The 18,026-nt window shown below is 72.4% G+C and carries 16 protein-coding genes; 6 read left to right on the forward strand and 10 right to left on the reverse strand.

Annotation, left to right across the window (positions count from 1 at the left end; genetic code table 11):
• The first annotated feature begins 50 nt into the window (after window positions 1–50).
• Window positions 51–1,307 (forward strand): aspartate--tRNA(Asn) ligase, encoded by a 1,257-nt coding sequence (gene aspS, locus AC0NH5_RS18760; protein ID WP_474405374.1) that lies wholly within the window; start codon window positions 51–53, stop codon window positions 1,305–1,307.
• A 19-nt stretch (window positions 1,308–1,326) separates the two neighbouring features.
• Complete coding sequence (locus AC0NH5_RS18765) at window positions 1,327–2,562, forward strand: outer membrane protein assembly factor BamB family protein (RefSeq protein WP_474405376.1); 1,236 nt, start codon at window positions 1,327–1,329, stop codon at window positions 2,560–2,562.
• Here the strand turns inward: AC0NH5_RS18765 and AC0NH5_RS18770 are convergent.
• The 6 genes from AC0NH5_RS18770 to lpdA form a co-directional block, all read right to left on the reverse strand.
• Entirely contained in the window at window positions 2,540–2,707 is a 168-nt protein-coding gene (locus AC0NH5_RS18770) for a peptide ABC transporter substrate-binding protein (protein WP_474405378.1), read from the reverse strand. The two genes, AC0NH5_RS18765 and AC0NH5_RS18770, sit on opposite strands and share 23 nt — an antisense overlap.
• Window positions 2,707–3,336 (reverse strand): lipoyl(octanoyl) transferase LipB, encoded by a 630-nt coding sequence (lipB, locus tag AC0NH5_RS18775; RefSeq protein ID WP_474405380.1) that lies wholly within the window; start codon window positions 3,334–3,336, stop codon window positions 2,707–2,709. Before lipB ends, AC0NH5_RS18770 begins: the two co-directional genes overlap by 1 nt.
• Before the next feature lie 14 nt (window positions 3,337–3,350).
• Window positions 3,351–5,231 carry a DUF6311 domain-containing protein gene (locus tag AC0NH5_RS18780; protein ID WP_474405382.1) on the reverse strand — a complete coding sequence of 627 codons (1,881 nt, stop codon included), beginning with the start codon at window positions 5,229–5,231 and terminating at the stop codon, window positions 3,351–3,353.
• Window positions 5,232–5,297: 66 nt separating this feature from the next.
• The gene (locus AC0NH5_RS18785) at window positions 5,298–6,215 is read right to left on the reverse strand and encodes a TIGR01777 family oxidoreductase (RefSeq protein WP_474405383.1); all 918 of its coding nucleotides are present in this window, start codon (window positions 6,213–6,215) and stop codon (window positions 5,298–5,300) included.
• Window positions 6,216–6,294: 79 nt separating this feature from the next.
• Window positions 6,295–8,145 carry a 2-oxoglutarate dehydrogenase, E2 component, dihydrolipoamide succinyltransferase gene (sucB, locus tag AC0NH5_RS18790; RefSeq protein WP_474405385.1) on the reverse strand — a complete coding sequence of 617 codons (1,851 nt, stop codon included), beginning with the start codon at window positions 8,143–8,145 and terminating at the stop codon, window positions 6,295–6,297.
• A 35-nt stretch (window positions 8,146–8,180) separates the two neighbouring features.
• Window positions 8,181–9,572 carry a dihydrolipoyl dehydrogenase gene (gene lpdA, locus AC0NH5_RS18795; protein ID WP_474405387.1) on the reverse strand — a complete coding sequence of 464 codons (1,392 nt, stop codon included), beginning with the start codon at window positions 9,570–9,572 and terminating at the stop codon, window positions 8,181–8,183.
• Window positions 9,573–9,735: 163 nt separating this feature from the next.
• Here lpdA and AC0NH5_RS18800 point away from each other — a divergent pair, with 163 nt between their 5' ends.
• Entirely contained in the window at window positions 9,736–10,059 is a 324-nt protein-coding gene (locus tag AC0NH5_RS18800) for a hypothetical protein (RefSeq protein WP_474405389.1), read from the forward strand.
• On the opposite strand, the gene AC0NH5_RS18805 is transcribed toward AC0NH5_RS18800, so the two are convergent.
• Window positions 10,056–11,588, reverse strand: a complete 1,533-nt coding sequence (locus AC0NH5_RS18805) for a leucyl aminopeptidase (RefSeq protein WP_474405391.1) — start codon at window positions 11,586–11,588, stop codon at window positions 10,056–10,058. The genes AC0NH5_RS18800 and AC0NH5_RS18805 overlap by 4 nt on opposite strands.
• Before the next feature lie 116 nt (window positions 11,589–11,704).
• Between AC0NH5_RS18805 and gcvT the strand changes: the two genes are divergently transcribed.
• Window positions 11,705–12,796 (forward strand): glycine cleavage system aminomethyltransferase GcvT, encoded by a 1,092-nt coding sequence (gene gcvT / locus AC0NH5_RS18810; RefSeq protein ID WP_474405393.1) that lies wholly within the window; start codon window positions 11,705–11,707, stop codon window positions 12,794–12,796.
• 311 nt (window positions 12,797–13,107) lie between these two features.
• Here gcvT and AC0NH5_RS18815 read toward each other — a convergent pair whose 3' ends face one another.
• Window positions 13,108–13,887 (reverse strand): adenosylcobinamide-GDP ribazoletransferase, encoded by a 780-nt coding sequence (locus AC0NH5_RS18815; protein ID WP_474405395.1) that lies wholly within the window; start codon window positions 13,885–13,887, stop codon window positions 13,108–13,110.
• Window positions 13,880–15,871 (reverse strand): bifunctional adenosylcobinamide kinase/adenosylcobinamide-phosphate guanylyltransferase, encoded by a 1,992-nt coding sequence (locus tag AC0NH5_RS18820; RefSeq protein WP_474405397.1) that lies wholly within the window; start codon window positions 15,869–15,871, stop codon window positions 13,880–13,882. The genes AC0NH5_RS18815 and AC0NH5_RS18820 overlap by 8 nt, the downstream gene beginning before the upstream one ends.
• A gap of 82 nt (window positions 15,872–15,953) precedes the next feature.
• Here AC0NH5_RS18820 and AC0NH5_RS18825 point away from each other — a divergent pair, with 82 nt between their 5' ends.
• Together AC0NH5_RS18825 and AC0NH5_RS18830 are read left to right on the forward strand one after the other, a co-directional pair.
• Complete coding sequence (locus tag AC0NH5_RS18825) at window positions 15,954–16,151, forward strand: hypothetical protein (RefSeq protein ID WP_474405399.1); 198 nt, start codon at window positions 15,954–15,956, stop codon at window positions 16,149–16,151.
• 1 nt (window position 16,152) lies between these two features.
• On the forward strand, window positions 16,153–16,974 hold the full coding sequence (locus AC0NH5_RS18830; RefSeq protein ID WP_474405400.1) for a site-2 protease family protein: 822 nt from the start codon (window positions 16,153–16,155) through the stop codon (window positions 16,972–16,974).
• 42 nt (window positions 16,975–17,016) lie between these two features.
• On the opposite strand, the gene AC0NH5_RS18835 is transcribed toward AC0NH5_RS18830, so the two are convergent.
• Window positions 17,017–18,015: an aldo/keto reductase family protein gene (locus tag AC0NH5_RS18835; protein ID WP_474405402.1), complete on the reverse strand. Its 999-nt coding sequence runs from the start codon at window positions 18,013–18,015 to the stop codon at window positions 17,017–17,019.
• Window positions 18,016–18,026: the final 11 nt, after the last annotated feature.

Here is an 18,026-nt window from a genome sequence, read left to right on the forward strand (position 1 = left end):
CGCCCGCACCTCCCTGGGGCCGCGTTGCAGCACTCAGAGGAGGTCCCGCCATGCAACGCATCCTCTCCACACACCTGGCCGCACACGTCCACGAGACGGTGACGATCGCCGGCTGGGTCCACCGCCGCCGTCTGCTCAAGTCGGTGGCCTTCCTGATCGTCCGGGACGCCGAAGGGCTCAGTCAGGTGGTGGTCACCGACCCGGCGACCCGCGCGCAGCTGGAACGGCTCACCGAGGAGAGCGTCGTCGAGGTGTCCGCCCGGGTCACCCCGAACGCGCAGGCGCCCGGCGGGGTCGAGCTGACCGGGCCGGCCGTCGTGGAATTGAGCGCGGTGGGCGTACCGCTGCCGTTCGAACTGCATCGACCGGCGCTGAGCGCGGGTCTGCCCGCCCAGCTGGACCATGCTGCCCTCGCGCTGCGGCACCCGAGCCGCGCGCGAAGTCTGCGGGTCGCCGCGGCCGCGACCGCCGGGTTCCGCAAGGCCTTGGAGGCGCAGCGATTCGTCGAGATCCACACGCCGAAGATCGTGGAGTCGGCGACCGAGTCCGGCGCGAACGTCTTCGCGATCGACTACTTCGGGCGGCCGGGTTATCTGGCGCAGTCGCCGCAGTTCTACAAGCAGCTGATGGTCGGCGTGCTGGAGCGGGTCTTCGAGGTGGGGCCGGTGTTCCGGGCCGAGCCCAGCGACACCGCGCGGCACCTGGCGCAGTACACGTCGCTGGACGCCGAGATGGGTTTCATCGCCGACCACCGGGACGTGATGGCGGCGCTGACCCGCACGCTGGCCGGGATGTCCGCGGAGATCACCGGGCGGACCGGGCTGGAGACGCCGGAGGTGCCGGCCGAGATCCCGGCCGTGCCGTTCACCGAGGCGCTGCGGATCGCGGGTGCGCCGGCCGACGAGCCGGACCTGGCGCCCGCGCACGAACGGGCGCTGGGCGAGTGGGCGCGGCGGGAACACGGCTCGGAGTTCCTGTTCGTGACCGGCTATCCGATGCGCAAGCGGCCGTTCTACACCCATCCCGACCCGGCCGACCCGGCCTTCTCCAACGGGTTCGACCTGCTCTTCCGCGGCCTGGAGATCGTTACCGGCGGGCAGCGGCTGCATCGGTACGAGGACTATCTGCGGGTGCTCGGCGGGCAGGCGGCGGCTTATCGGGGCTATCTCGACGGTTTCCGCTACGGCCTGCCCCCGCACGGTGGCTGGGCGATCGGCCTGGAGCGTTTCGTGGCCCGGCTGACCGGCGCGTCGAACGTCCGCGAGGTCACCGCGTTCCCCCGGGACGTGCACCGGATCGCGCCGTAGCTTCACAGCGGTTTCACCGGTGACCGGGTCGACTGTGCCGGTGCTCATCGATCTCGATGCCGCGCCGGCCGGTCGCTCCGCCGGACGCCCGGCCGTTCCGCGGTGGCTGGCGCCGCTGCTCGCCGTGTCGTTGCTGCTCCTGCTCGGCGGGGCGGCCGGGCCGGGGCACCCCGGCGAGTTCCGGACCGTGACCGTTGCCGGCGGTCCCCTGCTGGCCAGCCTGCTGACCCAGTCGATGCTGGTCACGGCGGTCACGGTGCCGGTTGCCGAGGAGCCGGTCGACGAGGCGGGCGAGGGCGTGGATTACGCCGAGGTCAGGGCGCAGCCACTGACTCCCGGCGGGGCGGTCGTCTGGGCGACGCGCCTGGCCGCTCCGAACAGCGACGTGGAGCTGAGTCAATCCGGTGACGCGGTCGTGGTGCGAACCATGGACAACCTGGCCGTCCTCGACGGCCGAACCGGCCGGCCGCGCTGGCAGGAGCCCGCCCACCTGGTCACCGTGGTCGGTGATCGTGCGCTGCACAGTGAGTGGGACGACCAGGACGGCACGACCGCCCTGGTCGACCTGGCGAGTGGCCGGGCGCTGTGGAAGAGCGCCGGCATCGCCGACTTCGCCGGCCGGGACGAGGCCGGTCGTCATGTGGTCACGCTGGACATGGAGGGGCGTGCCGTGGTGCGGGACGCGGCCAGCGGGCGGATCCTGGCGGCCCGGACGACGGACGTGCAACCCGACGGCTACCGGCCGGTCCTCTCGGTCGTCGGCGACCGGGCCTACCTGTTCCGGGGCTCGGCCGTGCTGGCGCTGCGCCTGCCGGACCTCGCGACCCTGTGGGAGATCAAGTCCGCCCTGCCGTCCGCGGTGCAGGCCTGCGGCCCGCTGGTCTGCGTGACCGATCAGCGGGGTGTGACTGCCGTCGTCCCGGCCACCGGGGAGACCCGCTGGCGAGGTGACGGATGGGTCTCCTACCGGGACGGGATCGCCGAGACCGGAGCCGGGCACACCGTCCGGCTCGACCCGGTCAGCGGCCGGGTGCTCAGCGACCTGGGGCGCGGTGTCCCGGCCGGTGACCTGATGCTGCGCGCCGGGCGCGGCCGGATGTGGGTCACCGGCCTGCACTCGGACGAGCTGGTCGGCACCCTGCCCGGGGTGGTGCCGTCCGGCTGCGCCGCGGCCGGGGCGTTCCTGGGCTGCGAGACGAAAGGGTGGTCGTACACCGTGTGGCGGCTGCCGGTCAGAGCACGACCAGCAGCGTGACCACGGCGACGATGGTGAACGGGACGATCGTCATCAGCACGAGGATGGTCCAGGCGACCGGGTGCGCGAAGTTCAGCCGCACCGGGCCGTCCTTCGTCGGGACGAAGACCCGCTTGTCGCGGGGGTTGCGGTAGAGCGCGGCCATCAGAACAGCGTCGGCAGGTGCCGCTCGGCCACCGGGAGCACCTCGGCGACCGGGACCGGCCGGCCCAGCTCGGCGCTGAGCGAGGTGACGCCCGCGTCCCGGATGCCGCACGGGACGAAGCGATCGAAGTTGGTCAGGTCGCAGTCGCAGTTCAGCGCGAAGCCGTGCAGGGTCGCGCCGCGCGACACGCGGATGCCGATCTGGGCGATCTTGCGGTCCGGCCCGCCGTCGGTGGCCCGCACCCACGCCCCGCTGCGGCCCTCGACGCGCTCGGCGGCCACGCCGAACTCCGCGCAGACGTCGATCAGCAGCTGCTCGACGCGCCGCACGTAGGCGACCACGTCGACCGGGTCGGGAAGGCGCAGGATCGGGTAGCCGACCAGCTGCCCCGGCCCGTGCCAGGTGATCTTGCCGCCGCGGTCCACGTCGACGACGGGGGTGCCGTCGAACGGCCGGTCGGCGGGCTCGGTGCGCTTGCCGGCGGTGAAGACGCTCGGATGTTCCAGCAGCAGGACGGTGTCCGGCCGGTCGCCGGAGGCCACGCCCTCGTGCAGACGCTTCTGCTCCTCCCACGCTTCCCGGTAGTCGACCAGACCGGGGCGCAGGACGGTGAGAACGGAGGAAGTCACAGCGGTAAGCGTACTCACCGGTCGACCGGATCGACTCCCGGGCGGATCCGCCACACCAGCACGTCGTCCACGCGCTCCGGCGGGCCGAGCAGCTCGGTGGCGGTGGTGAGCACAGCCTCCCGGAACAGGATCCGGTGGTCCGAGCCGGTGATCTCGTCGGCCAGGAACGCCGCCTCGACCCCCCAGTAGGCGAAGTCGGCCCGCGCCTGAGCCCGGTCGACGGCGGTGAGCTGGGGGACGTAGCCGTACAGCGCGGCGCGGGTGAAGAGCCAGTCGGTGGCACGCGGTGGGGCGCCGATCCGGCCGACCATCTTGCGGCCCTCCTCGCCGGCCACCTGCGGGCCGAGGAAGTAGCCGTCCGGGATGCGGAACTGGGCGCCGCCGCGGGCCATCGTGTACGCCTGCCAGCGCTGCCCGTCGGCGTGCACGTTGAGGGCGAACGGGAGCGCGGTGAGCACGCCGTTCTCCGAGACGTACTGCTGCCACGTGCCGTCCCGGATGAAGTCCGGCTCGGCGGCGCGCTCCTGGTGTCGTACCGGCAGGGGGAAGATCGGCAGAAGAGCGACGGCGACCGCCACGCCCAGCCCGGCACGTGCCCGCGCCGAGGCCTTCTCCGGGTCCAGCAGCGTCTCGATGAAGAGCGCCAGCAGGATGCCGATGACACCGATCATGACGAGCGCGAACCGCAACGGCAACGCCGAGTCGAACAGCGGCAGCCGGGTCAGCGCGCCGTAGGGCAGCGGGAAGTCGGCGACCTCGCTGCCCATCCAGTTCAGCCGCGGGCCCCAGGACAGGACCATGAAGACCACGCCCACCGCGGCGATGGCACGCAGGGTGGCCTGCCGGCCGGGCGCCGCCCGCTCCCAGAGGAACGCCAACGCGGCGATCGTGAGGACGAGCAGGGGCGCACCGAAGTACGACGTCTCCTCGGTCGCGTTGGGCGCGAGCCCGGAACCGTAGCCGAAGAGCGCCGCGACTGAACGGCTCGGGAACGACAGGAACGACGCCGCGTCCTCGACGAAGTAGCGCTGGTTGAAGCCGGTGCCGGTGAACACCTGCGGACCGGCGAAATGCATGTACAGCGGGTACGCCAGGAGCGTCCCGGCCACCACCGCGGTCACGCCCAGCGCCCGCAGCACGGTCGGCAGCGCCTCCCAGGCCTCGCGCCGCACCGGGCGGGCCAGCGCCCACACGCCGAGGAACACCCCGCTGGCCAGCGCGACGTAGAACAGGCCTTCCGGGGCGATCGAGAAGCAGACCGCCAGCAGAACGCCGAGGATCAGGCCGTTGCGCAGCCAGCGGCCCTGGTCGCGCAGTTTCAGCACCCGCCAGAGCACCACCGGGGCGACCCAGCCGGCGGTCCAGTTCAGGTGGCCGTTGGCGTGCGAGATGAAGCCGGGGGCGAAGCCGCAGAACAGGCCGGCCACCGCGGCCGCGAACGCGCTGGAGACCAGCCAGCGCCGCAGGAACAGGTACCACGCGAAGGCGGAGGCAGCCAGGTTCAGCGTCAGGATCGTCACGAAGCTGATCTGCGGGCCGGCCAGGTGCGTCAGCGGCGCGAACAGCAGGGTGTAGACCGTGATCGACGTGTTCGCGGCCAGGTTGACGCCGAGCGGGGCGTTCATCATCTCGGCGAAGTACGGGTCGGCGCCGGTGCCGAGCATGTGCACGCCGTACGCCAGGAGCCACTCGAACCACGCCTGATCCCCGACGTTGTCGGACAGCACGTGCTGATATGGATCGCGCCACAACCCGTTCGTCACATAGACGGCGAACGCCAGCGCGATCAACGCGACGGTCAGGTGGACACGCCACGGACGGGCTCGGAGCGGCGCGACCGCAAGCCCTGCGGGCGGGTCCGTGGGGGCGGCGGAGGTGGGGACGGCGACTGACATCAAGGCGCAGGTTAGCAAGCTCCCGCCGGATGCAGGGAAGCCAACGCCCGGTTCAGTCGCCGCGGATCACGGTGCCGGCGCCGGATGCTTGCCCAGCGCGGCCGCCAGAGCGGCCTCCATCCCCGGGTGGGTGAAGGTGAACCCGGCGCCGGACAGCACCCCGGGAAGCACCCGCTGGCTGCGCTGCAACTCCCCGGCGAGGCCACCGAGGGCCAGGTCGAGGGCCGGACCGGGAATGGTCAGGAGGGCGGGCCGGCGCAGCTGCTTGGCCAGCAGCCGGGTGAACTCACCGTTGGTCACCGGCTCCGGGGCGACCATGTTGACCGGACCGCTGATGTCCTGGCGCTCGAGCAGGAACTCGACCGCGTCGAGCCAGTCGGCCAGCGAGATCCAGGCCCACCACTGCCGGCCGCCGCCGATGCGCGCGCCACCGCCCAGCTTGAACGGCAGCAGCAGCGGCTTGAGCAGCGAGCCGGAGGCGTGGACGACCGGAGCGGTGCGCATCAGCACCACACGGACACCGGCGTCCTCGGCGGGCCGGGCCGCGGCCTCCCACACCCGGCAGAGATCGGCCAGGAAGGTGGTCCCGGCCGGCGCGTCCTCGGTGACGGCCTGGTCGCCGGTGTCGCCGTACCAACCGGCGCCGGACGCCTGGAGCAGGGTGCGTGGCCGCTCGCCGTCCGGGAGTTGCCGGAGGATCCGGGCGATGGTCTCGGTGGTGTCGATCCGGCTGGACCGCAGCACCTGCTGATAGCGGGTGGTCCACCGGCGGTCGCCGATCCCCGCCCCGGCCAGGTTGATCACCGCGTCGGCGCCGGCCAGCACCGCCGCGTCGAGCCGGCCCTGCGACGGGTCCCAGCGGGCCTCGCCGGGACGGTTGGTGGGCCGGCGTACCAGCCGGGTGAGCTCGTGGCCGCGTCGGTGGAGACGGTCCGCGAGCCGGGTGCCGAGGAACCCGGAGGCTCCGGCCATGACGATCCGCATGACCTGATTCTTGCCCGAAGATCCCGCTGCGCAAAACAAACGGGGCACGCCTCACGGCGTGCCCCGTTTTTCGATGCTCCTACAACCCGAGGTCGGCCTCGAAGTTGCCGCCCTCCAGGCGCTCCTTCAGCGTCATCAGGAAGCGGGCGGCGTCCGCGCCGTCCACGATCCGGTGGTCGTAGCTGAGCGCCAGGTAGACCATCGACCGCGGCGCGATGATCTCGCCGAGGTTCGGGTCGTTCACGATCACCGGGCGCTTGACGATCGCGCCGAGGCCGAGGATGCCGACCTGCGGCTGGTTGATGATCGGCGTGTCGAACAGCGCGCCCCGGCTGCCGGTGTTGGTCAGCGTGAAGGTGCCGCCGCCGAGCTCGTCCGGACCGATCTTGTTGTTCCGGGTGCGCTCCGCGACGTCCGCGATCCGCTTGGCGAGGCCACCGAGGTTCAGGTCGCCGGCGTCCTTGATGACCGGGACGACCAGACCCTTCGGCGCGTCCACCGCGATGCCCAGGTGCTCGGCGCCGTGGTAGGTGACCGTGCCGGCCTCGGTGTCGATCGACGAGTTGACCACCGGGTGCTGCTGCAGCGCCTCGACCGTGGCCAGCGCGAAGAACGGCAGGAAGGTGAGCTTCACGCCGTGCTTGGCCTGGAAGTCGGCCTTCGCCTTGGTCCGCAGGTTAGCGATCTTGGTGACGTCGACCTCGACGACCGTGGTGAGCTGCGCCGAGACCTGCAGCGACTCGACCATGCGCCGGGCGATGGTGGCCCGGATGCGGGTCAGCTTCTCGGTGCGGCCACGCAGCGGGCTCGGCTCCGGCTTGGCGGGCTTCTCCGCCGCGGGGGCCGCGGCCGGGGCCACCTTCTCCTGCGGCTTGGCGGCCTTCTCGGCGGCGTCCAGCACGTCCTGCTTGCGGATGCGGCCACCGACGCCGGTGCCGGTGAGCGAGGACAGGTCCACGCCCTTCTCGGCGGCCAGCTTGCGGACCAGCGGGGTCACGTAACCGGCGTCGCCGGCGCCGTTCGCCTTGACCGTCTCGGCGGCCGGAGCGGCCGGCTGCGACGGGGCGGGCTGCGACGGGGCGGACTGCGCGGTCTCATCGGCCACCGACGGGGTCGCGTACGACGCGCCGACCACGTCCGGAGCCGGGGCCGACTCGATCCGCGGCTGCGGAGCCGGCGCCTCCTGCTTGGGGGCCTCCTGCTTGGGGGCCTCCTGCTTGGGGGCCTCCTGCTCGGGGGCTTCCTGCTGCTTCGGAGCCTCCGGTGCGGAAGCCGGCGCGCTGCCCGCGGCGCCGATGATCGCGAGTTCCGCGCCGACGTCGGCGGTCTCGTCCTCGGGCACCTTGATCTCCAGGACCGTGCCGGCGACCGGCGACGGGATCTCGGTGTCGACCTTGTCGGTGGAGACCTCGAGCAGCGGCTCGTCCACCTCGACGGTCTCGCCGACCTGCTTGAGCCAGCGGGTGACGGTGCCCTCGGTGACGCTCTCGCCGAGCGCCGGCATCTTCACCGCGGTGCCCTCGGCCTGCCCGTTCTGAGCGGAGCTGCCGGCGGTCTGCGGCGCGGGCGTCTCCTCCTCGACCGGCTTCTCGGTCGACGGCTCGTCGAGGGCGGCGGGCTCGGGCTCCGGCTGCTGCTCCTGCTGCTCCTGCTGTTCAGGCGCCGCGGGTGCGGCCGAGCCGGCATCGTCGCCGTCCCCGCCGATCACGGCCAGCTCCGCGCCGACCTCAGCGGTCTCGTCCTCGCCGACCACGATCCGGGTGAGCACACCCGCGGCCGGCGACGGGATCTCCGTGTCGACCTTGTCGGTGGAGACCTCGAGCAGCGGCTCGTCCGCCTCGACGCGCTCGCCCTCCTGCTTGAGCCAGCGCGTGACGGTGCCCTCGGTGACGCTCTCACCCAGCCGCGGCATGGTTACCGATACCGGCATCTTTTCCCCAAACTCCTAAACGCGATTGTCAGAGATCAGCTGTGCGCGTGCAGGGGCTTACCCGCGAGCGCGAGGAAGGCCTCGCCCAGCGCCTCGTTCTGCGTCGGGTGGGCGTGTACGAGCTGGGCGACCTCCTCGGGGAAGGCCTCCCAGTTGAAGATGAGCTGGGCCTCGCCGACGAGCTCGCCGACGCGCGCCCCGACCATGTGGACACCGACCACCGGACCCTCGGCGACCCGCACGAGCTTGATGAAGCCCGCGGTCTTGAGGATCTGGCTCTTGCCGTTGCCGCCCAGGTTGTAGTTGTAGGTCGAGACCTTGTCGGCGCCGTACATCTCCTTGGCCTTGGCCTCGGTGACGCCGACCGAGGCGACCTCGGGGTCGGAGTAGGTGACCCGCGGGATGCCGGCCTCGTCGATCACGGCCGGGTTCAGCCCGGCGATCTCCTCGGCGACGAAGATGCCCTGCTGGAAGCCGCGGTGCGCGAGCTGCAGGCCGGGCACGATGTCACCGACGGCGAAGATGTTGCCGACGCCGGTGCGCAGCCGCTCGTCCACGATCACGAAACCGCGGTCGAGGGTGATGCCCTGCTGCTCGTACCCCAGGTCGGCGGTGGTCGGGCCGCGTCCGACCGCGACCAGCAGCACCTCGGCCTCGAGGGTCTCGCCGCCGGCGATGGTCACCCGCACCCCGTTGTCGGTGTGCTCGACCTTCTCGAACGGCTTGCCGACCTTGAAGTTGATCTTCCGCTTGCGGAAGGCGCGCTCGACCTGCTTCGAGACGTCCTCGTCCTCCGCGGCCACCAGCCGGGGGAGGGCCTCGATGATGGTCACGTCGGCGCCGAACGACTTCCACACGCTGGCGAACTCGACGCCGATGACGCCGCCGCCCAGCACGATCGCCGACGCCGGCACCCGGTCCAGCTTGAGAGCGTGCTCACTGGTCAGCACCCGCGTGCCGTCGACCTCGACGCCGGGCAGCGAGCGCGAGTAGGAGCCGGTGGCCAGGATGACGTTGCGGCCGGTGTAACGCTGGCCGTTCACCTCGACGGTGTCCTTGCTGACGAGCTTGCCCTCGCCGGAGACCACCGTGATGTTCTTGTTGTGCGTCAGGAGACCGGTGAGGCCCTTGTACAGCCGGCCGACCACACCGTCCTTGTACGAGTTGACCCCGGCCATGTCGATGCCGACCAGGTCCGCCTTGACGCCGAACTGCTCGCTCTCGCGGGTCTGGTCCGCGATCTCCGCCGCGTGCAGCAGCGCCTTGGTCGGGATGCAGCCGCGGTGCAGGCACGTGCCGCCCAGCTCCGCCTTGTCGATCAGAGCGACCGAGAGGTCTAGCTCGGCCGCACGCAGTGCGGCCGCATAACCACCGCTGCCGGCGCCGAGGATGACGATGTCGAAGGTTCCGCCGTTGGGCTGGCTCACGTTGACTCCAGTAGTCGCATCGTCGCCATGTGGGTCACACAATGGAAACGGTCACAGTCCCGTCACCGACATCTTGTCACTTCCGGAGCCGGTCAATGCAGTCAGGTGCCCCATGACACGTCGGCTCGACGTACCCTTGCCGCATCGAACGTGAGGAGCGGCAGTGGCTTGGTTTCGGCGACGTCCCGCAGCGAGCCGGCCCGGCGGGCGGCCCCTGGACAAGGCCGATCTCGAGCATCTTACGCAATTCGTTCAGTCCCGGCGTGGAGTCGAGGCCTTCGTCGAACCACAGACGACAGTGACCGAGACCACTTTGTTGCTGGTGGCGCACGACGGTGAATGGACCCGTCGCCGGATCCATTCACCGGACGTCGCCCGTCGTTTCGCGCATCAGCTGTCGATGCCCATCTACGACGTGCACCTGATGGGCTATCCGCAGCGGATGCGCGATTACAACGAACGGCAGCGGCGCCGCCCCGGGGCCTAGCCCAGGTCGTCGATCAGGCGCAGGAACGTGCGCACCGGCACGCCGGTGCCGCCCTTGGTCCAGTACCCGAACGCCTCACCCGAGTGGTAACTGGGCCCCGCGATGTCGATGTGCGCCCACTCCACGCCGTCGGCCACGAACTCCCGCAGGAACACGCCGCCCTGCAGCATGTGCCCGGCCCGGTCCAGGCTCGAGTTGGTCTGGCAGATGTCGGCGATCTCCGACTCCATGCCCTTGCGCACGTCGTCCGGCAGCGGCATCCGCCAGGCCGGTTCGCCGACCGCGTCGCCGGCCGCCTTGACCAGGTCGGTGGCCTCGTCCGACCCCATCAGACCGGAGATCCGCTTGCCCAGCGCGACCACCTGCCCACCGGTCAGCGTGGACGCCTCGAAGAGGAAGTCGGTCCCGTCGGCGCAGGCCCGGGCGATCGCGTCGCCGAGCACCATCCGGCCCTCGGCGTCGGTGTTGAACACCTCGACCCGCTTGCCGTTGAACATCGTGATCACGTCGCCCGGCCGGTACGCCGACCCGGACGGCATGTTCTCGGCGATCGCCAGATATCCGGAGACCGCGACGCGGGGCTTCAGCTCGGCCACCGCGAGCAGGGTGGCGGCCACCGCGGCCGCGCCGGCCATGTCGGACTTCATCTCCCACATGCCGGCGGCCGGCTTGATGCTGACGCCGCCGGTGTCGAAGGTGATGCCCTTGCCGACCAGGGCGATCCGCTTCGGGTCGGTGACACCGGACGGCGTGTAGGTGAGCTTCACCAGCCGCGGCGGGGCCTCGGAGCCCTGGCCGACCGCCACGATGCCGCCGTACCCGCCGGCCTTCAGCTGCTCGAAGTCGAGCACCTCGACACCCAGACCGGCCTCCTTGGCGGCCTGCGACACCAGGTCGGCGAAGCCGGGGGGACGCAGCTCGTTCGGCGGCATGTTGACCCAGTCCCGGGTCTGCCGCACCGCGCGCGCCACGACCCCGGCGCGTTCCACCTCGGCCCGGACAGCCGGGTCGGCGGCGTCCGGGACGTGCAGCTGCAGAGCGGCGACCGGGTCGCGGCGCCCGTTCTGCGGCTTCGTCCTGTAGCCGGCGAACCGGTAGGAGCCGAGCAGCGCGCCCTCCAGAAGCGCGCGCAGCGCCGGCGTCGCGTCCTCGTCGGGCAGCGGCAGAGCCAGCGCCACGGTGCTGCTGCCGGCCAGCGCACGGACCGCCGCGCCGGCGCCACGGCGCAGCGTCTCCAGCTCGGGGGCGGGGCCGGTCGGCTCGCTGCCCAGGCCGACCGCGACCACCAGCGGCGCGGCGATGGTGCCGAGCGTGGCGAGCTTGGTCACCTCACCCGGCGCGCCGCTCGCGCCGAGGAGGGCCAACGTCGCGGTCAGCTTGCCGTCGAACGCCGCGGCGATGCTCTCGGCGCCGGCCGCGGGCAGCAGCGCGCCGTCCTCCTCGGGCTGGCTGTGCAGGCCGATGACGATGGCATCGACCGCCAATTCGGCCGGGTCGGTGTCGACCAGGCTGAGGTTGGGCTGGGTCACTCGGGCGCTCCGGACGTCGAGCCGGTACGCCACGGGTGGGTGGGTTCCCGGCTTTGGGAAGAGGTGTTGTCCCCGCGACTCTAACCACACCCAAGGTCACCGGTAAGTTGAGTCTCATGTCTGCCGAGCTTCTCCGGTCCCCGCTGCATGATCGTCACGCCGCCCTGGGCGCCAAGTTCGCCGCTTTCGGGGGCTGGGACATGCCGCTGGAGTACGCGGGAGGCGGCGTCCTGCGCGAACACGCCGCGGTGCGCGAGGCGGCCGGCGTCTTCGACGTGTCGCACCTCGGCAAGGCCCGGGTCCGCGGCGCCGGCGCGGCGGCCTTCGTGAACTCCTGCCTCACCAACGACCTCGGCCGGATCGCCCCCGGCAAGGCGCAGTACACGCTCTGCTGCGACGCCTCCGGCGGCGTCGTCGACGACCTGATCGCCTATCTGCACGGCGACGACCACGTGTTCCTCATCCCGAACGCCGCGAACACCGCCGAGGTCGTCCGCCGCCTCGCCGAGGCCGCGCCGGACGGCGTCACGGTCACCGACGAGCACCGCGGGTTCGCCGTCCTCGCGGTGCAGGGCCCGCAGTCGGCCGGCATCCTCGGCGGTCTGGGCCTGCCCACCGGCCACAGCTACATGTCGTTCGACACGGCCACGTTCGCCGGCACCGAGCTGACCGTCTGCCGCACCGGCTACACCGGCGAGCACGGCTACGAGCTGGTGGTGCCCTGGGCCGACGCCGGCGCGGTCTGGGACGCGATCATCGGGGCCGGGGTGCGCCCGTGCGGCCTCGGCGCGCGGGACACGCTGCGCACCGAGATGGGATATCCGCTGCACGGCCAGGAGCTGACCCTCGACATCAGCCCGGTGCAGGCCCGCTCCGGCTGGGCGGTCGGCTGGGACAAGCCGGCCTTCTGGGGCCGTGACGCGCTGGTCGCCGAGAAGGCCGCCGGCCCGCGCCGCCAGCTCCGCGGCCTGGAGCTCACCGGCCGCGGCATCCCGCGCGGCCACATGCGGGTCTACGCGGGCGACGCGCCGGTCGGCGAGACGACCAGCGGCACGTTTTCACCGACGAAGAAGGTCGGTATCGCGCTCGCCCTGCTCGACACGGCCGCCGGGCTGGCCGACGGCGACCTCGTCCAGGTCGACATCCGCGGCAAGCGCATCGAGGTCCGCATCGTCAAGCCGCCGTTCGTCACGCCGTCGGTCCGCTGAGAAACCCGCGGTCCGCCAACGCTCGGCGTCTCCCCATCTTCATCCCGATCTGGTACGCACGGTGAAGTCCCGGACAGCAGTGTCATCCCGGGGCCACACCGCGACCTGAGTGGGTGGCCCGGGCCGCAGCGCGGCCGCCGGGCTGAAGCGGCCGGTCCAGGCCGGCGGTCCCGCCCCATCAGCGGGCCAAGCGCGCACAGCCCCGAGTGTGTGAAGTTGGGGTGCGTATCGAGCCCGAAGTTCACACGCCGGGTTGAGCTGAGCGTGGGCAATTCAGCGTGTGAAGTTGGGGTGCGTATCGAGCCGGAAGTTCACACGCTGGGTGGGGCGAGGGTGAGGGTCACCAGGGTGACTGTGGTGGCTGCTTCGACGGCTGCGCCCAGGACATCGCCGGTGACGCCGTCGAATCGTCGTACGCAATGCCGCACCAGAAGGACCACCGCCAGCATCGCGGTGGCGACGGCGATCGGCCCCTGCCACGGACGGCCGGGCACCGCGGCAGCCGCCAGGCCCGCGACGGCGGCCGCGGCGGTCAGCACGACCGCGAGCGGCACCGTGGAGGCGACCAGCGCGCCCAGCCCGGCCGGGCGCGCGGCCGGCACGCCCCGGCGGCAGGCGACGGTGACCGCGAGCCGGCCCGCGGCCCAGGCCGTCACCAGCGCCCACGGTCCGGCCGCGGTGAGCGCCGCGGTTTGGATCAGCAGAGTGACGGCGATCGCGGCCACCCCGAACGGCCCGATGTCCGGCTTCTTCATGATGTCGAGGGCGGCGGGACCGGTGCGGTACGAACCCAGCGCGTCGACGGTGTCGGCCAGCCCGTCCAGGTGAAGTCCGCGGGTGAGCAGCGCGCCGGCGCCGACCGTCACGCCGGCGGCGACCAGCGCGGGCGAGCCGGCCGCGCGCAGGCCCTCGTGCAGGCCGGACAGCACCAGGCCCAGCATCGCGCCGACGGCGGACGCCACGGCCATCGCGACCGCGGCGGTCGAGCGGTCGACCCGGCCGGCACGCAATGGCAGCACGGTGAGGGTGGTGACCGCCAGCCGTACCCCGTCGATCAGCGTGGCGACCGCCGGCCGAGGCGCGTCAGGCACCCGCGGTGGTGGCCGGGCCCGGGCCGTGCGGTTCCGGCTCGGCGAACTCGGTCTCCTCGGCGTCGTCCTCGTCGGCTTCGTCGTCCTCGGTGTCCCCGGCGCCCGTGTCCAGACCGTCGTCGCCGTGCTCCGCCAGCAGCGCCGGGTGCACCGGCAGCGCCGACGCCAGGCCGATCGCGGTGCGCAGGACCGGGAGCACGGTGAGCGCGTTGGCGCCCTCGCCCAGGTCCAGGCCGATCTGCACCACCGGGGTCAGCCCGAGCACGTCGGCGCCCTGGCGGACCAGCGCGAGCGTGCCGGCCTCGGGCAGCAGGCACCAGTGCCGGGTCTGCGCGGCCAGGTCACGGGCCACCAGGCCGGCCGCGATGCCCAGCGGGCCGTCCACCAGCACCGGCAGCCGGCGGGCGGCGGCGCCGAGCAGCACGCCCACGGCCACGGCCACGTCCGGGCCGGCCAGCTCGCGGAGGATGTCGGTGGCGCCGCGGGACTCCTGGCGGATGCGGTGCAGGGCGTCGCGTACGGCCGCGCAGCGCACCATCCAGGCGTTGTCGTCGAACCGCCCGCCCGGCAGCAGCACCCGCGGCAGCATGGCGACCGCCTCGGCGCCGGTCGTGGCGGCGAGCACCGCGGTGGCGGCCGCCTCCAGGCCGGGCGCGAGTCCGGCCAGCAGCACGGCCTGCTTGCCCGCGTCGGCGGCCGCGTCGGCGAGCTTCCAGCCGTCGCGCATGGCGGCCTCGACGGTGGCGTCGTCGGTGACCGGGCCGTCCTCCATGGCGCCCGCCTCCGCGGTGCGCAGCACCGCGAGGTCCGCGCCGGCCTGACCGGCGAGCCGGCCGAGCAGCCCGGCGCCCTGCTCGGCCTCGACGACCCGGCGCTCGACGTCGAACGGGTCGGCGCCGGCGGCGGCGCCGCCGGCGTGCCGCCCGGCGATCACCACGACGCGCACCGCCGACCACGGGTCCGGTCGCATGGTGTCCTGGGTGGACGCGGCGAACTCGATCGCCTCGCCGAGCGCGCCCAGCCCGGCGCCGGGCAGGTCCAGGCCGGGCAGACGGTCCCGCGCGTCCGGGCCGGAGTCGCTGCTGGGCAGCGGGAGGTCCATGCCGGGCTTGATCTCGGTGAGCCCGGAGGCGACGAGGGGGAGTGCGGTGGTGGCCTCACCGAGGGCGGCGGTCAGGGCGCGGCCATCCGCGTCCTGATCGTCTGCGGTCGTCGTCTCGGCGGCGGGACTTGTCACCACGGGGGTGGCGGCGGGACTTGTCACCACGGGGGTGGCGGCGGGACTTGTCACCACGGGGGTGGCGGTGGGGCTCGCCGCGACGGGGGTCGCGACGGGGGGTGGCGGGGGAGCGGCCACGGCCGGCGGCGCGGTGGACAGCACGGCGGGTCGCCGGTCCTGGGGCACCGCGGCCGCCGCGGTGCTCGGCACGGCGACGTCCGTGGTCCGTTTCAGCCACGTCGGCTGCCCGGCAACCACCAGCACCACGCCGTCGCAGGCCTGGGCGAGCGCCTGATTGGTCGTGCCGAGGGCGTCCGCAAACGCCCGGCCGACCGGCGTGACCGGCACCAGCGACAGCCCCACCTCGGGACTGACCAGCACCAGCCGGGCCGGGCAGGACCGCACCGCGGCGGCCAGCGCCGCCACGTCGGCCTCGTCGTCGTTGGGCTGACGCGCGGGGTCCAGCAGCCCGGCCACCCACCCGCCGAGGTCGTCGACGAGCAGCGTCTCGTCGGGCTTGGCGTCGCCGAGCAGGGTCACCAGTCGCGCCGGGTCGGCGCCGGTCTCCTCGGTCGACCATGCCTGCGGGCGGCGGCGCTGATGCGCCTCGATCCGCCCCAGCCACTCCGGGTCGTCCTCGCCGCCGGCCGCGGTGGCGACATAGCGCACCGCCGGCGCGTCAGCCACCAGGGCTTCGGCGAACGCGGATTTGCCGGAGCGGATTCCGCCGAGCACCAGGACCGTGTTCCACCGATCTTCGGACATGCCCCGTACCTTAGAGCCGGGTCGCACGCGGCGACGCCGTAGGGTGGAAGCCCACCGACGGACGACGTGAGGGGGCGGCTCAATGCCGTGGAGTTGGCGGTACGAGGACGTCGACGGCAAGCCCGTCGACGGGCCGGCCGAGACGTTCAGCAGCCAGGCGGACGCCGAGTCCTGGATCGGCCAGGAGTGGCGGCAGCTGCAGGCGGCCGGCGTGAACACGGTCGTGCTGGTCGAGGACGACCGGGTCGACTACCAGATGAGCCTGGCCCCGGCGGACTGACGTGACGTACGAACCGGTCTACACGCGGACCCCGCGCAACGCCTTCGTACCCAGCCCGGTCTTCGTCGGCATCGTCGCGGTGTTCGTGGTCAGCGGGATCATGACGTGGACGCGATTCGGCAACGTCCGGGTCGACGTGTTCATCTTCGTCATCTCGGGCTGGATCCTCTCGCTGTGCCTCCACGAGTACGCGCATGCCCTCGCCGGATATCTCTCCGGCGACCTGACCGTGGCGGACCGCGGATATCTGCGCCTCAACCCGTTGAAGTACACGCACCCGCTGCTCTCCATCGTGCTGCCGGTGATCGTGGTGATCCTCGGCGGCATCGGCCTGCCCGGCGGCGCGGTCTGGGTCGACCACCGGTACATCCAGAGCAAGGTCAAGGACTCGCTGATCAGCGCGGTGGGCCCGCTCACCAACGTGGTGCTGGCGCTGATCCTGGCGGTGCCCTTCCTGGCCGGGCTGGCGCCCGAACTGTCCTTCCGCGAGGGTGAGCTGGCCTCGGTCAGCGGCGAGCACATCGAGTTCTGGGCGGCGCTGGCGCTGATCGCCTTCCTGCAGGTCACCGCGAGCGTGCTCAACCTGCTGCCGGTCCCCGGCCTGGACGGCGGCGGCATCATCTCGCCGTTCTTCAGCCCGGCGTACCAGCGGGCCTGGAACCTGGCGGCGCCGTGGGGCTTCCTGGTGCTGTTCCTGCTGCTCTGGCAGACCCAGGTCGGCACGTACTTCTTCGACCTGGTGAACGGGCTGGCCGGCCTGCTCGGCGTGCCCGAGTGGCTGTACGGCGGCGGCTTCCAGCTGATGCGTTTCTGGAGCGACTGACAGCCGGTGGGAGGGGCCGCTGACGGCCCCTCCCACCGCTCGTCACGGCCGCTTGTCCGGGCTCTTCGTGAGCGCCGGGTCGCGGGTCACCACCGGATCGAGGATCTCGTCGATGGCCTTGAGCAGCCCCTCGTCGAGCTTCACCCCGGACGCCTTGACGTTGTCGTGCACCTGCTCCGGCCGGGACGCGCCGATGATCGCCGCCGAGACGTTCGGGTTCTGCAGCACCCACGCCACCGCCAGCTGCGCCATGCTGAGACCGGCCTGCTCGGCGAGCGGCTTCAGGCGGGCCACCGCGTTGAGCACGTCGTCCTCCAGCCAGCGGGCGATGAAACCCGCCCCCGACTTCTCGTCGGTGGCCCGGGAACCGGCCGGCGGCTGCTCCCCGGCCCGATACTTTCCGGTCAGCACGCCCTGGGCGATCGGCGACCAGACGATCTGGCCGAGGCCCAGCTCCACCGACGCCGGCACCACCTCGGCCTCGATCACCCGCCACAGCATCGAGTACTGCGGCTGGTTGGAGACCAGGCGTACGTGCAGCGCGTCGGCGAGCGGCTTGGCGGCACGGATCTCGTCGGCGCTCCACTCCGAGACACCGATGTAGTGCGCCTTGCCCTGGCGGACCACGTCGGCGAACGCCTCCATGGTCTCTTCGAGCGGAGTGTGATGGTCGTACCGATGCGCCTGGTAGAGGTCGACGTAATCGGTGCCGAGCCGGCGCAGCGAACCGTTGATCGACTCCAGGATGTGCTTGCGGGACAGGCCGCTGTCGTTCGGGCCCGGCCCGGTACGCCAGTAGACCTTGGTGAAGATCTCCAGGCCCTCCCGGCGCTCACCCTTCAGCGCGCGGCCCAGCACCTCCTCCGCGCGGGTGCCCGCGTACACGTCCGCGGTGTCGAAGGTGGTGATGCCGGCGTCCAGGGCGGCGCGCACGCAGGCGGTGGCGGCGTCCTCCTCCACCTGGGACCCGTGGGTGATCCAGTTGCCGTAGGCGATCTCACTGACCAGTAGGCCGGAACGGCCGAGATGACGGTGCTCCATGCACCCGACCC

The organism is Actinoplanes sp. 13 (genome assembly GCF_056134165.1).